Consider the following 14,729-nt stretch of genomic DNA (forward strand, 5'->3'; position numbering starts at 1 on the left):
ACTCGCCACGGGAGCGGTCGCCACCGTGAACTCCACCGTCTGGAGTCTCGCTGAGGCCCTGAGCACCCCGCGCCTCGTGATCGCCATGGTCGGCTCTGTCGCGCTCATGATCGGCTGGCTGATCGTGGACGCGCAGCTGTGGCATCGCTCGGCAGAGGGTTCCCCGGAGGCGAGGCAGAGGGCGAGGCTCTACAACACGTCGACGGTCCTGACCGTGGGTATCGGCGTGCTCGTCTGCTACGTGGGTTTGATGCTCATCAACGTGGTGTGGGCGCTGTTCATCCTCAGTGACCAGGTGTTCGCTTCCATGACACGAGAACCGCTGGACGCGACGGACTACTGGACGTTGTCATGGTTCGTCGCTTCGACCGCGACAGTGGGCGGCGCGCTGGGCTCCGGCTTGGAGAGCGACGAGGCCATCCGGGCCGCCGCCTACTCCAAGCGGGAACAGGAACGACGCCAGATGGCAAAGGACGACCACGGTGACCAGCGGGTGACCTGAGCCGGAGGACCAGGTCGGCGCGACCCGGCAGGGCGTTCCGGCTAGGCTCAAATCCGTGACGTGGCTGCGGGCCCTCCGGGAAGTCGTGCGATCCGGGCTCACGCTCGAGGAGGCGCGACTGGAGCCCCTGCTCGCGCTCCGCACAGCAGTGGGGATGGCGATCATCATCGGGCCGGCGCTGTGGCTGGCCTCCCCGGCGTACGCCGCGTCCGCCGCCCTCGGCGCCTACTCCGCGGGCGCAGCCACTTTCCAGCGCACCTGGCGTCCACGCAAGGTGATCGCGCTCGGCGCGGGCGCCGGTCTGGCGCTCAGCACCTTCGTAGGCTATCTGGCAGCGGGGCGACTCGTGACGCTCCTCCCACTGCTGGCCGTATGGGCCTTTGTCGCGGGGATGGCGTGGGCCGTCGGATCGACCGCCGGGATCGTCGCAGCGACGACGGTCGGCAGCATGCTGGTGACCATCACCCTGCCCACGAGCGTCGGGCGAGCTCTGGAGCACGCCGGGGTCATCGCGCTCGGGGGCGTGGTGCAGGCCGTGCTGATCCTGCTGTTTCCGATCCGCCGATGGGGGGCGCATCGTGACGCGCTGGCCGATGCCCTGGCCGCCGTGGCGGACTACGCCCGTCGGTTGCGGCACGACCCGACCGCCGCGTTCGACCCGGAGCCGTTGATGACGGCCCGGGACGCGGCCGTGGTGACGCCGTCACAGGCGCGCACCCGTCCCACCGTCCTCCACGGCCCCCGGGGACTCGCCGAGCGCATCCTGCCGGCCGTCGCCGCGCTCGCCGACCCGGACGTCGGCGCCCCGGCGGAGGGAGCCGGGCGGGACCGCGCGCGGGAGTTGCTCGGCGCGGCCGCCGACGTGTTGGATGCGGCCGCCCGTTCGATCCGCCGTGGCACTCCGGCAGAGGTGCCACCCGCGAGCGCGGACGTCCTGCGCGTCGACGAGGAGCACGAGGTGCTGGAGGGTCCCGCGCGGCGGGCCGCCGAACGGCTCGTGGAACTGCTCGGCGAGGCGCTCGAGATCGCCGGGAGCGGCAGCACGCGTGGGGGGCCACCCGCGCCGCACGGCCCTGCGGGCGCCCCGTTCCTGGTGCGCCCGACGATGCTGCGGCTGGTCCCGGTCGTCGTGCGGGCGGTCCGCCGGGAGCTCCGCCGGGACTCGCCCGTGTTCCGGCACGCGGTCCGCCTGGCGGCGGTGGCCGTGCTCGGATATCTCATCGCCACCCGGCTGCCCCTGGGACACGGTTACTGGGCGCCCATCGCCGCGGTGATGGTGATGCGTCCGGACTTCCACCAGACGTACGCGCGTGCGGTCGCCCGTCTCGCCGGGACCCTGGCGGGGGTCGCGCTCGCCACCGGGATGGTGCGGGCCCTGGGCCCGGACGCCCAACTGTTCGGCGTGCTGGCAGTGGTCTCGGCAGGTCTGTCCTACACGCTGATCCGTACCGGCTACGCCTACTCCCAGTGCTTCACTGCCGCGTACGTCGTCTTCCTGCTCGCCATGGGCGGCCAGGCATGGGAGCAGACGGTCCCGGAGCGGGTGGTGCTCACTCTGCTCGGCGGGGCCCTGGCAATGCTGGCGTACGTGGTGTTTCCCGCGTGGGAGACGCCCCGGCTGCCGGGCCGGCTAGCGGATTGGCTCGCCGCGAACGGCCGCTACGCGGCCGCGGTGCTCCGCAGCCACGCCGAACCGACCAGGGAGCATCGCGCCGACATGCGCCGGGCCCAACTGGCGAGCAGGGAAGCACGTGCCGCCTGGCAGGAGGCATACGACCAGGCAAGACAGGAACCGATCCCCCCGAGGGGCCTGACGTCGCGCGAGGCGGAGGAGGCGCAGGAGGCGCTCAAGGGGTTCGACAGGGCGGCGATGCTCATGGAGAGCCTCGTCCCGCGGGCCGGCGGCCCCTTCACCCCCGAGGCGGAGCGGCTCGCCGAGGCCCTGGAAGCGGACACCGCGCAGGCTGCGGTCGCCGTGCGCGAGCACAGGAATCCGGACTGGGGGCGCGTGGAGGACGTGCTCCAAGCGTGGCCGGACGCCGCTGCGGATCGGAGCCCCGTGGTGCGGCGCGGGGCGGAACTGCAGAAGCAGGCCTTGGAGGACCTCGCGACGGCCGTGAGCCGTACACCCCTGGAACGGGACACGGGTTCTGCTCGCGAGCAGCAGCGGGCACGGGCGGCCTTGGCCGCGGAAGGTGACGAATCAGCACACGCGCAACGGGGTGGGTGACGGCTCCGGCGACGGCCAGTGTCGCGCCTTCCGGGGCGTGAGGTAGTCCTCCGGCCGTGTCGGGCGCCGCCACACCTACACGGCTGTCGCCATGACGAGGATCGGCCCCGCCAGGATGAGCAGTCCGATCCCTTCGACGTGGCAACCGGAAGGACTTCTCCGCCTCGGCCGTCACGATGAGCATCTCGCGGACGCCGGCGAATCAGGCTGACGACGGATGGGCCCGCGTTGCCGCGCCGCCGACCGGACCGTGGCGCTACACCTCCGGGCACCGCGACCTCCGAGTCCGCGTGTGTGCGGCTGCACAGTGGATGCGATTCCGGCGTGCCGCTTCGCTGCCCTGCGGCGGGCCCGTGCCACGCCGGCCGCTGGCAACGGCATCGCCGATGCCCCAGGCACCGAGCCGTCCGACACCATCCGCCGGGCGCTGGCCGCGCGGTGCGCCGGGCCTTCTCCCGCCGGGACATGGAGGAGCTGAACAGGCTCCTCCACACCGACGCCACGCTGTGCCCTGCCCCCCGTACGCGAAATGCGGCTTCCGAGACGCTGCACTCGCAGTGCATACATACCTGTGCCCGCGGCCTGAGAATTTAACGGCCACCGCGGAGAGTTTTTATCAGCGGCGCGCAGGGAGAAATACTTCGATACACAAAGGTGCGGCGACGTGCTACTGTCGATCTCAGTTGCAGTTTTGGTACCCAAAAACTTCGAGTGCTCCCGCCGGCCGCGTGCCGGACGGAAGCGCTCTGTATTTCCGGTCTTTTTCCGGGCAGGGCATCATCGCGGCGACACGGCGTCCGTACGGTACGGATGCCGATGTACTGCCCAAAGGAGAAATGACATGGCTGCCGGCACCGTGAAGTGGTTCAACGCGGAAAAGGGCTTCGGCTTCATCGAGCAGGACGGTGGCGGCGCTGACGTCTTCGCCCACTTCTCGAACATCGCCGCCCAGGGCTTCCGCGAGCTCCAGGAGGGCCAGAAGGTCACCTTCGACATCGCGCAGGGTCAGAAGGGCCCGACGGCCGAGAACATCGTCACGGCCTGACGCTGACGCGTAATCCGTAGCTGGGGCCCGCATCCTTCGGGGTGCGGGCCCCAGCTGCGCGCGTTTCGCAGGTCTTTTGCTTGCCCCTGCGCCACTCGCACTTCTTTCGCTCGCCCGCTTGCGCGTCGACAGTTGTTCGACCCGGTTCAAGCCGCTTGCTTTCACATTTCATTCGGCCCGTGCCTGTGATTCCCGACGCTGTTCATCCGCTGTCGGAATTCCTAGATACGCGCCGTATCAAGGAAGGTTCTGAATGAACCCCGCACGCACGAACAGCCGTTCCTCCCGCACCCGCAACGGCGGTCACGCGTACAGCTCCGCCGCGGGTTCGCCCCGGGGCAGCCGCTTCGCTTCGTCCGCGCCGAGCCGCTCCGGCGGCCACGGCCGTCGGCCTGCTGCGGTGCAGGGAGAGTTCGCACCCCCGAAGACGATCACCCCCGCGCTGCCCGCCGTCGAGGCGTTCGCCGACCTCGACATGCCCAGTGAGCTCCTGGCCGCGCTCACCGCGCAGGGCGTCTCCGTGCCGTTCCCCATCCAGGGCGCGACGCTGCCGAACTCCCTGGCGGGCCGTGACGTACTGGGCCGCGGCAGGACCGGCTCCGGCAAGACCCTCGCCTTCGGCCTCGCCCTGCTGGCCCGTACCGCCGGTCAGCGTGCCGAGCCGCGACGGCCGCTGGGCCTGGTCCTGGTCCCCACCCGGGAACTCGCCCAGCAGGTCACCGACGCCCTCACCCCGTACTCCCGCGCCATGAAACTGCGCTTGGCCACCGTCGTCGGCGGGATGTCGACCGGCAGGCAGGCGAGCGCGCTGCGCGGCGGCGCCGAGGTCGTCGTGGCCACCCCCGGCCGCCTCAAGGACCTCATCGACCGGGGTGACTGCCGGCTGGACCAGGTCGCGATCACGGTTCTGGACGAGGCCGACCAGATGGCCGACATGGGCTTCATGCCGCAGGTCACCGCGCTGCTCGACCAGGTCCGTCCCGGAGGGCAGCGGATGCTGTTCTCCGCGACCCTGGACCGCAACGTCGACCTCCTGGTCCGCCGCTACCTCGCCGACCCCGTCGTCCACTCGGTGGACCCCTCCCAGGGCGCGGTCACCACGATGGAGCACCACGTCCTGCACGTGCAGAGCGCGGACAAGCACCGGACGACGACGGAGATCGCGGCCCGCGAGGGCAGGGTGATCATGTTCCTGGACACCAAGCACGCGGTGGACCGCCTCACCCAGGACCTCCTCGACAGCGGTGTCCGGGCCGCCGCCCTGCACGGCGGGCGGTCGCAGCCGCAGCGCACCCGTACCCTCACCCAGTTCAAGACCGGGCACGTCACCGTCCTGGTCGCCACGAACGTCGCCGCGCGCGGCATCCACGTCGACAACCTCGACCTCGTCGTCAACGTGGACCCGCCGACCGATCCCAAGGACTACCTCCACCGCGGCGGCCGTACCGCGCGGGCGGGCGAGTCCGGCAGCGTCGTCACCCTCGTCACCCCCCAGCAGCGCCGCGACATGACCCGCCTCATGACCACTGTCCGCATCGTGCCCGTGACCACCCAGGTCCGCTCCGGCGAGGAGGCACTCGCCCGGATCACCGGCGCCCGGACCCCCTCCGGCATTCCCGTGACCATCACCGCACCCGTCGTCGAGCAGCGCAAGCGCGGCACGGCCACCCGCGGTCGACGCGGTCCCGCCTCGGCAGCGAGGCGCGCCGGCGCGCGGCGTTCCGCCACCCCCACGGCGGCCTGAGCACCACGTGATCCGGAAGCTGAGCCATCTCCTCAGGAGGCACGTCGTGACGCTGGTCCAGACGCAGCCGCACCCGACGCACCCCGCTCCCGCGCACCCGACGGCGGCCGACGCCATGGACGCGGCCGGACCGCAGGTCAGCGATGACATGACCGTCGAGGTGGCCCTCTCGGTCATGGCCGGCGCCCGCACCGGACACCTGCTCGTCCGCGACGACGACCTGCGCGTCGGCCTCGTCACCCGGGCCCAGCTCACCACCGTCCGCGACAGCCCCGCCTGCACCGACCGGCTCCAGCCGCGCGACCTCTCCCGCGACGGCGGGCCGCTCACCCTGGCCGCCGCCCTGCCGACCGGACGGGCCGTACGGCCCCGCCGGGTCGTCACCCCGTCCGTCGTGGGTGTCGTGGGCGAGCAGGACGGCACCCCGGGCGTCCCCGCCCTCGTCCTTGCGTGAACTGCGGCACCACGGCAGGACCATCCCCCTTCTTCTCTTCTCCCTGTGAGGCATCATGCGCTGTGTCATCGCCCGCTTCCCCTTCGACCTCACCAAGAGCGGCGTTCTGGACTCCATGAAGGGCATCAAGCCCGAGGAGGTCGTCGGCGAGTCCGTGATCATCGACCGCCGCACCTACCCCGCCAAGCAGGTCGGCCAGGTCATCACTCGTCAGGACCGCCGTGACTTCAGCGCCGGCGAGGTCCTCCGGGCCATGACCAAGCTCGGATTCACCTGCCGCACCCTTCCCCGTGCCACCGCGCCCGTCCGCGGGCTCGACCCGATCCGGCGCGCCTCCGCGCTGCTCGGCACCCCCGTGGCGGCCTGACCGTCACCCACGGGCGGAAGTGAGCTGACACCCGAACAGCCGAGAGGGCCCGACCGGCACACGCCGGTCGGGCCCTCTCTCGTATCGGTGGGGTTTCCCCACGGGCGCGAAGTCAGTGATCGGAGTAGAAGTCAGTGATCGGAGTAGCTGAAGTCGCCCATGGTCCAGGCGCTGACTTCCGCGATCGAGACGCGGTACATCCCGCCCGTCTCCGGGATCCCCACCGTGCCCTGAAGGATCCGCGCCATGTGGAAGTGCAGATAGGCGGGCGGCCCGTCCCTCCGTGTCGTAGCGGTGAAAACGGCGGAGAACTCACCCAGGCGGGCCGAGTCCGTCAGGACCTCTGACACCCGCTGCCTCCACACCGCTTCGGGCGCAAGCCGACCGGTGATGACAGCGCCACCGGTGACCACGGTCAGGGACATCTGGTTGCTCTGCCCGGACTCCACCAGGGTGGCGACGTCAACGAGCAGCTCGTCAGGCTTCGACATGGAAGCCGATCCTATTCACGGGCCGTCCCGCCCCCTCAACCGGTCCCGCTGCCGAGTGAGAAGGGCAGACACCGTCTTCCCGCCAGAGGCTCGCCGGGTGACCACGGTCGATGTGGCGAGTCGGTTGACCAGGGGCCGGACGAAGCCTCCGGCGCCGACGTCGAGGTCGGGGGTGTGCGTGCGCGGGGCACGGGAACTGTGTTCGTGCACGGCCACCTCGGCGCCGCCCGGGTGCGCGGTCAGGTCCAGGGTGCGGATGCCGCCGCCGTGACACAGCTGACCAGCTCCGGGACGACCGGGACCACGGTGTCAGCGGCCTCGGATGCGCGTGCCGGCACGAGCCCTTCGAGGAAATGCCCGGCGCTGTCACATGCGGCGGCGACGGACCCGGCGAGGCGGTCTGTCGCGACGTCGACGCTCATCGTCTCCACCAGGCCCCCAGGCCCACCAGGCCCCCAGGCCCACCAGGCCCCCTGGTCTCTGGATCGCCCTGCCCGTTCCCTCCTGTCCGCTGCAGCTGCCCGGCAGGGCGGCCGATCCGGCGTGCCCGCGCCATGCCCCGCCCGCATCACTGTTCGAGGTCGATTACCTCATGGCCGAACGCCCAAAAATCTATGTCGGCCGGAGTAGACATTGGGTGGTGGCGTCGCTATGGTTTCTCTCGTAGCCAGAGAGACAGAAGGGCCCGGCAGAGACGAACTGCCGGGCCGCAGTACCCGTAGTCGCAGTACGCAGGACGGTGCGGCGGTGGAGTTTCGAAGCCAGGGTGGTTGCAGGACGGCGACGGGACTGACGGCCGGACCGGGTGGCCCGCAGTGATCAGGGGCCGCCACGAGCGGGACCGCCGTCAGACGCGGAACCCGCGAGTGCAGTGCGCAGTACTCAGCAGTGAAGAGAGAGCAGTACCCCTGGTGAAGGCGTCGGCTGCGGACGCGCGCACCGGGAAGTTCGGCAGTGGGGTTCCAAGCCGGAGCAGACGCAGGACGGGCAACGGGGCTGGCTGCCGAAGAGTGGCGCTGTCGCAGGTCGCTCAGCAATTCGCATCACCCGCAGTACGCAGTACCAGCAGTGCGCAGTACCCCGATGGTAAGTAGTTGATCACCGAGGGAAGAACGGAGGAACGGAGCACCATCAGGATCGCCCGGACGGACGTCTCGAGTCCGGGTACCGCAGGACATCGATAGTGAGGTGGTCTCCGGTCAAGCAACCGCGATCCCCGCACTCCCGACAGCGACTGGGTCGGGCAGGCGGACACAGAAGGCCGGCGCGGTATCAGGGTCGGCACGTGGTGTAGAAGTTCCTTCGGGGCCCTGGTGCCAGTACGGCGCCAGGGCCCCTCCACGCGTTCCAGAGAGAGGTGCAGATGACAGCAGACGACTCGTACGGCCGTCTCGACGACGACGACTACCCCGCCTACACGATGGGCCGGGCCGCCGAGATGCTCGGCACCACCCAGGGCTTCCTGCGCGCCATCGGCGAAGCCCGCCTGATCACCCCGCTGCGCTCCGAGGGCGGACACCGCCGCTACTCCCGCTACCAGCTGCGCATCGCCGCCCGCGCCCGCGAACTCGTCGACCAGGGCACGCCCATCGAAGCGGCCTGCCGCATCATCGTCCTGGAAGACCAGCTGGAGCAAGCCCAGCGCATCAACGCCGAATACCGCCGCGCCGCCGAAGCGGCGGACCCGCCGGCCGCGGCCTGAGACGGTGCGCGCCCCGCCGTCCTCGGCGGGACCGCTCCCACGTGGAGGAGCCCTTGTGGTGACGGGGGTGGCGGACGCTTACCGTCCCCGTCAGCTGTCGTGGTTCGGAAGTTCCCTTCGCCCACGCCTTCGGCGTGGGCGCTTCGCCGTGCTGTGCCGCAGGAACCAGGGCGATCACCTTCGTCCTCCGCACCTCGAAGGAGGCGTTCAGCCACCGGAAGGCATGAGACATGGCTACCGGAACTGTGAAGTGGTGCAACGCGGAGAAGGGCGTCGGCTTCATCACCCGGGACAGCGGCGGCCCGGGAGTCTTCGCCCACTAGTCGGCGATCAACTCCACGGGCTTCCGTGAGCGGCCCGGCGATGCCGAGGTGACCTGGCGCGGAAGGCGCTGGTCGAGGCGAGCGCGCGCCGGTCGCCGAGCTGCATCGATGTTCACCGCGGCCCTACATGTCAGTAACCTGCCGCGCCGCGCTGCGGCAGACCTGTGGCCGCCGCCGCGCCGCGCTGCGGCAGACCTGTGGCCGCCTCTCTCTCCTGGTGGATGATGTGTAGGTGAAGAGCCCGGCTGGTGGCGCTCGTCCTGGCGGATTGCCGGGTCGGCGCAGGGAGGGGTTCGTCGAAGGGACCATGGCCGTGAGTGATGGGCAGAGTGGGCTTCCTCGGCTTCTGACCGCAGCCGAGACGGCCGCGCCGGTGGACGCCGTCGACGTCGTCGCGCGGGATCTGCGACGGCGGTTCGAGGCTGTCGAGGTCTCCTTCCTCATCGTGGACCTGACGGGGAAGGCGGTGGCCCGGCTGTCCACCACCGCTGTGGGGGAGAGCGACCGGGAAGCGGAACGGATTCCATTGTTCGGCAGCGTGTACGAGCATGTGATCCGTACCCAGCGGCTGTACCAGGAGGCGACCCCCCGCGGACACCGCGTCATCGCGCCCGTCACCAACCGGGGGGACGCGATCGGGCTCCTGGAACTCCTTCTGCCGGCCGGGCCCGGCGAGGACACCCTCACCGCGGTCGGGGAGGCCGCGCACGTCCTGGCCTACGTCGTGATCGCCAACGGTCGCTTCACCGACCTCTTCATCTGGGGCAAGCGTTCCAGGCCGCCCACCCTGGCAGCGGAGATCCAGTACCAGCTGCTTCCCCCGTCCCTGTCGTGCGAGGCGGCCCAGTTCGCCCTGTCCGGGAGCCTCGAGCCCTCCGAAGACCTCAGCGGCGACACCTTCGACTACATCCTGGACCGCGACACCCTGCACGTGTCGGTGACCGACCCCATGGGGCACGACATCGACGCGGCCCTGGCCGCCACCGTGCTGGTCGGCGCCTTGCGGGGCGCCCGTCGCGCGGGGGCCGGCCTGATCGAGCAGGCTCATCTGGCGGACCAGGCCCTGGCCGACCACGGCCAGGGCCATGCCACGGGGCAGCTGTTGCGCATCAACCTCCACACCGGGCGGGCCCAGCTCGTCAACGCCGGCCACCCCTGGCCACTGCGACTGCGCCATGGGGTCGCGAAGGCGATCACCTGCGAGGTGGACCATCCCTTCGGCCTCTCCGTGCCCCTGCCCCACCCCTACCGCGCCCAGGACATCGACCTGCGCCCCGGCGACCGACTGCTCCTGTTCACCGACGGCATGCTCGAACGCCATGGAGAGAAAGTCGATCTCCCCGACCTGTTGGAGCGCACCCGGAACCTGCACCCCCGCGAGACCGCTCTGGCCATGACCGCAGCGGTACGGGGCGCAGCCGGCGACCGACTCGAGGACGATGCCACCGTGCTGTGCCTGGACTGGCACGGTCCGCAGGAGACCCAGCGGCACGTCAGCTCCGGCGCGGACACCCGCCAAGCCTCGGGCGACCGCCCGAAACCGTAGGCTCGGCCACACCGGCCGCGAAAGCGAAGGCCGCAGAGCAGCAGGGCTGCCTTCGGCCGACGTCACGGACAGGGCGAGGTTGTTCGTGTCGCGGGTGCCCGGTCGGTTCGGCTCGTCCACGCAAGACGGCCTGCGCCTCCGCCAATGCATACTTCACGGCTCCCGTCCCACTGGACGGCTTGCGTGGAGGACAGCCAAGATCCGGCGGTCATGCTTCCCTCGCCCTGCGCCGGTGCCCCGTTCGGTGCCGCGGGCCGGCCTTGGGCCCCGCCGGGCGCAGCAGCCGGTGCACTGCATCCGAGCAGCCCGCGGTGCGGCCTCATCGCTCAGCGGCGGTGACGCCCATGTGACGCTCCATGCCCCCGACAGGCCGCTGGCTGGGCCAGAAAACCCCGCCTGACCTGCGCGTTCTCTCGTGTCGGGCACAGCGTGACACCTTTCCGATGGCGCATCACGTGGAGTGCGTGGCGGTCACGCACATGCCCGGCCCCCACGCCGTCCGGTCTGCTCCGGTCTGCTCCGGTCGGGCCGGAACCGGGGCGCCGTGCACTGGAGGGCACGGCTCCCCTTCCGGCTCGCGCTGGTGCTCCACACCTGCACGGTTGGCGTCGAGGTCACCGACCCGCGCGGCGACCGCCGGCCGTCTTCGTCCGGCACGGTCGGCAAGACCGTGTGGGCGGAGGTTCGGCTGATGCCGCACCCTCTGCCTCGGACTCCGCCCACCGTGTGAGTTCCCGCAGCTCCTCCCGGCCGCGTCCGATGACCTGGAGCCAGTTCCCGGCCGGGGCACCCGGTGGCAGGGATACCTCGCCGATCAGGTCGAAGACGGTGTAGGGAAGGTCTCACCAGTTCCGGAGGGCGCGCCAGTGCTCGGATCGCTGGGCGCTGAGGGCGGGATGCCAGGGTGACGTTTCGTAGGGGGTGGTGTCCGTACCGGAGGCGGGCACCGAGAGCCGGAACCTACGGGACCAGCGGTCCTCCGTCGCCTCCCGGAATGCCGGCTTGTCCGCGAGGAAGACGGTCCCTGCCAGTCGCAGCAGGTCGTCGGCCCAGGAAGATGCCGGACCGTACAGGGAGTGGTGGCCAGTGATCCTTCCTTCTGTCTCCTGGAACCCGGCCGTGCCGATCGGCCGCAAGGCAGGGCTGAGTGATTGCTCGGAGGCATGGTCGAGCCACCAGAAGGAGCTCGGGGGTCCGGGCCAGGGTCACGCCGGGGGCTCCTCATCGACCGGGGCGGAGGCGGCCGTCCCGTCGCCGACCCACGTGCCGGCGGCAAGACCGAGCCCTTGCCGACAGCGCGGGGAACGAGAAGCCGGGCCACTTCCGGCAGTTGTGGGCCGACAGCCGGAGTGCCGTCGGCGGCCCAGGCGTCCTCTCCGGGTGATGCCTCACAGCCCGGCACTTCTCCCTCGGCAGCCTCCCCGCAGAGGTCCGGGACGAGGGGGCGGACCAGGTCGGCGACCAGGGTTGCGACACCACGGGCACCACCCTGGCCCTGTTCTCCCTGCACGGCGACTTTCTACGGGGTCGGGTAGCCACCACTCCTGCCGCGATGACAACGGCGAATCCAGCGGCGCGGTGGGGCGTGCTCGCGCGCAGCAGGTTGTCAGGTGCGGCCGGTTCAGGGCGGCAGCGGCGACGCCGAGGCCGATGCCCGACGAACTGTCAGCCGGGCCGTCAGTGCCCATTGTTCCGCGGCGCTGTCGTAGATCCCGTAGCGCACTGCCTTGCCCAGCTCATGGTCGGGAATTTCATGGGTGTCCACCGTCCCGCGGGATGCGCTGCTGTCTCTGGTGGAGCCTCATGTGCGTGGGGATCCCATGTCGCCGCTGCGCTGGACGTGCGAGTCCATCCGCAAGCTCGCTGCCGAACTGACCCGGCAGGGGGCCGGCTCGCGCTCGCCCAGGCGCTTGCGACCGCCCTGACCTCGTCGTGCCCCGGCCACCGGGCCTCCGTCCCTGTCAACAGACGACGCTGTCGCTCGTCCAAGTGAGGCAGGATCGCCGCGAACTTCGCTGCCTGTGCCGTCCGTTGCTTGTCCGACCCGCGCATGCCGGGCCAATGAACCATCGATGGGAGAGCCACGGATTATTGATCTGCGGACCCTTACCTGGTCTGGGTATGGTGCGCGGCGCGCTCACGGAAGTGTGAGGTCAGCCAACTGGTGGCGCCGGCGGCAACCGAGAGATGGAATCCAGAACGGGTTTGAATGTACGCCGTACCAGTCGGCGTATGGTCCAGACATGCCTCACTCGCGGCACGGTCGCAGGGAACCGCGTGAAATGTGGACGGTATTGCTGGTCGAAGGACAGGACTCCTTCAAGGGGAAACTCCCAAAGAATCCCTTTGGTGTGCGGAGTCGGCGACGGTATGTCCGGTAATTGGGGGAACGGGGGCCACTCGGAAATGGCGGACTCTATGGATGATCTCGTTGTGTACTCTTCCGTGGCGATTTCCCGGAAGGTCCGGTAGTCCGCGTCGTCGTAGATGAGTAAGAGGAGTCGGGTAGGTGAGATCGTGCGTAGTGCTTCGGTGAATTCCCATGCCGTGCTGGGCGTTGGAGCTGCGATCATGACCACTGCGTGTGCTCCCTGGATCAGCCTGCTGACCGTGTCCTTCCAGTCGTCAAGGGGAAGGTAGCCCCGTTCCGCCCCGATGTGCGGCAGTCGCTCGCCGGGTTGCCCGACCGCGATGACACGGCCGAGACTGCGGAACTGCCATACCATGAATTCCTCGTACGACTGCCCTGGAAGCTCGAAGGGTGAGCTGGTGTACCGCCCAGGAGCCTCGTTCAGAGGATGAGCCAGCGCGAAATCGTATACGAAGGGCCGCAAGTAGAGCAGGTAGCGCTCTCCGGTCATCTCCTCGAGCGAGGGGATGATTCGTCGATACTTCTTTCCCCGCTTCGACACGGCAAAGCTGCCGACGAAGAGCTCGCCCGAAATCAGTCCGACTGGTACCACGATCAGGACTCGTAACCAATACGGAAGGAGTGCGACGTCCCCCTTCGCGTTGAGTAGAAAAAAATCATGCAGCGGAAATACGAAGAGGAGTGCCAGGAGGCTGATGGCCAGCATTACCTGTGCCAGAACGGTCAGTGTCCATCCCAGCAAAGGCCGCCTTTTTGGACTTGCGATGGCGCGCTCCGCACTTGACACCCCGGAATCAGTTGCGGTGGCGGACCGGCTGGTGCGGAGCGATGAAGGAAGGAAATGGTCGACATTCATGCCGCGCCCTCCGGCGAGGCCCAACGTCACAAAAGGCCACTCGATGTCCTGCGAGGAGGTGTGCACGTCGTTGGTGAAAGCCAACCCGATGGCCGCAGTAGCGGCCAGTAGCGGCACGATATGAACAGGAGGAAGTGATTTCTCCGAGAGTTCGATGATCAAGATTCTGATCATCGCAACAAACAGGGCGGTTGCTATGCAAGGGATCAGTACAGTGATGGCCAGGTCGCCGACCAGACTCACGAGCGGCGGGAACACGGAGTCCCCTAGATCTTCGCGGGTCGTCACATAGGAGTACGTTCCAAGGCTTTGGCGCTCCGACACCAAGGTGTCCGCCATCACCCATAACACGACGGCCGTCGAGACGGGCCATCCTATGCTGGCTGAGACCCCTTCTGCTCCCGTACGTGGCGTGGACCTGTGCGTCGCTTGATTCCGTCGGGCGTGAACGAACGCTGTGATGAGATGAACCGTGGCCGCAACGAAAGCAATCCACGTAACGACTTCAAGTGCAGGCACCACACCCCGATTTTACAGTGGTTGGGTCATGAATCGATGGTTGTCGCCCAGATTCTGGGCAGCCGTGATGGCGGCCTCCGGTGTCGGCCAGGACGTGCTGGGCGCGGAGGCGGAGCCGGGCATCGAGGCCAGGGGAGGGACGGGTGGGTACTTCGGCCAGGAGGAAGTCGGCTTCACCTCGAACCGGTGCGTGACGCGTCCCTGGGTGCGGTGGTGACCGAACGCTTGCCACGCGTAGGGCCTGTCGGCACGATCTCGCACACTCGGCCGGAATCGACTGAGGATGGCTGAGAATGACCGATGGTGAGCGGAGAGTGGAAGCCCTTGACGAGCGTGGCCGTGACCGGGCACATGGACCTGACCGATCGCAGCCTGGGCCTCGTCCGTGCCGCCCTGGACCGGCTGTTGGTCCCCTGCCGGGGACCGGAGTTGGCCGGTCTCTCCTGTCTCGCCGTCGGCGCGGACTCGGTGTTCGCGCAGGCCGTTCTGGCTGCGGGGGGGGGGGGGGGGGGGGGGGGGTCCCGCCCGGGCCGGGGCTACCCCCCCCAGCCCGGCTGGCCTGAGGCCCCGGGGGCCCGG

At 69.5% G+C, this 14,729-nt stretch carries 11 protein-coding genes and 3 pseudogenes; 11 read left to right on the forward strand and 3 right to left on the reverse strand.

Annotated features, from left to right (window positions below):
- From PUR26_RS01730 to PUR26_RS01755, 6 genes and pseudogenes are all read left to right on the forward strand, one after another.
- Positions 1-502, forward strand: a pseudogene (locus PUR26_RS01730) (hypothetical protein); the annotation flags it as partial.
- 55 nt (positions 503-557) lie between these two features.
- A complete protein-coding gene (locus tag PUR26_RS01735; RefSeq protein ID WP_329868462.1) occupies positions 558-2,732 on the forward strand; it encodes an FUSC family protein in 2,175 nt (724 codons plus the stop codon).
- Positions 2,733-3,573: 841 nt separating this feature from the next.
- On the forward strand, positions 3,574-3,777 hold the full coding sequence (locus PUR26_RS01740; RefSeq protein WP_329868464.1) for a cold-shock protein: 204 nt from the start codon (positions 3,574-3,576) through the stop codon (positions 3,775-3,777).
- 253 nt (positions 3,778-4,030) lie between these two features.
- Entirely contained in the window at positions 4,031-5,521 is a 1,491-nt protein-coding gene (locus tag PUR26_RS01745) for a DEAD/DEAH box helicase (protein WP_329868466.1), read from the forward strand.
- 46 nt (positions 5,522-5,567) lie between these two features.
- Positions 5,568-5,975 (forward strand): CBS domain-containing protein, encoded by a 408-nt coding sequence (locus PUR26_RS01750; protein WP_329868467.1) that lies wholly within the window; start codon positions 5,568-5,570, stop codon positions 5,973-5,975.
- A 55-nt stretch (positions 5,976-6,030) separates the two neighbouring features.
- A complete protein-coding gene (locus PUR26_RS01755) occupies positions 6,031-6,342 on the forward strand; it encodes an SCO5918 family protein (protein ID WP_329868469.1) in 312 nt (103 codons plus the stop codon).
- Between the two features lie 131 nt (positions 6,343-6,473).
- On the opposite strand, the gene PUR26_RS01760 is transcribed toward PUR26_RS01755, so the two are convergent.
- Positions 6,474-6,833, reverse strand: a complete 360-nt coding sequence (locus PUR26_RS01760; protein ID WP_329868471.1) for a hypothetical protein — start codon at positions 6,831-6,833, stop codon at positions 6,474-6,476.
- A 239-nt stretch (positions 6,834-7,072) separates the two neighbouring features.
- On the reverse strand, positions 7,073-7,255 hold the full coding sequence (locus tag PUR26_RS01765) for a hypothetical protein (protein WP_329868473.1): 183 nt from the start codon (positions 7,253-7,255) through the stop codon (positions 7,073-7,075).
- A 941-nt stretch (positions 7,256-8,196) separates the two neighbouring features.
- Here PUR26_RS01765 and PUR26_RS01770 point away from each other — a divergent pair.
- The 4 genes and pseudogenes from PUR26_RS01770 to PUR26_RS01785 all read left to right on the forward strand — a co-directional run.
- Positions 8,197-8,535: a MerR family transcriptional regulator gene (locus PUR26_RS01770; protein WP_329868474.1), complete on the forward strand. Its 339-nt coding sequence runs from the start codon at positions 8,197-8,199 to the stop codon at positions 8,533-8,535.
- A 230-nt stretch (positions 8,536-8,765) separates the two neighbouring features.
- Positions 8,766-8,855, forward strand: a pseudogene (locus PUR26_RS01775) (cold-shock protein); the annotation flags it as partial.
- A 310-nt stretch (positions 8,856-9,165) separates the two neighbouring features.
- Positions 9,166-10,404 (forward strand): PP2C family protein-serine/threonine phosphatase, encoded by a 1,239-nt coding sequence (locus PUR26_RS01780; protein WP_443076933.1) that lies wholly within the window; start codon positions 9,166-9,168, stop codon positions 10,402-10,404.
- Positions 10,405-12,176: 1,772 nt separating this feature from the next.
- Positions 12,177-12,290, forward strand: a pseudogene (locus PUR26_RS01785) (ISAzo13-like element transposase-related protein); the annotation flags it as partial.
- Positions 12,291-12,557: 267 nt separating this feature from the next.
- Here the strand turns inward: PUR26_RS01785 and PUR26_RS01790 are convergent.
- Entirely contained in the window at positions 12,558-13,970 is a 1,413-nt protein-coding gene (locus PUR26_RS01790; RefSeq protein ID WP_329868477.1) for a hypothetical protein, read from the reverse strand.
- 208 nt (positions 13,971-14,178) lie between these two features.
- Between PUR26_RS01790 and PUR26_RS01795 the strand changes: the two genes are divergently transcribed.
- On the forward strand, positions 14,179-14,367 hold the full coding sequence (locus PUR26_RS01795) for a hypothetical protein (RefSeq protein WP_329868478.1): 189 nt from the start codon (positions 14,179-14,181) through the stop codon (positions 14,365-14,367).
- The last annotated feature ends 362 nt before the right edge of the window (positions 14,368-14,729 follow it).

The organism is Streptomyces sp. SP18CS02 (assembly GCF_036322365.1).
Taxonomy (GTDB): domain Bacteria; phylum Actinomycetota; class Actinomycetes; order Streptomycetales; family Streptomycetaceae; genus Streptomyces.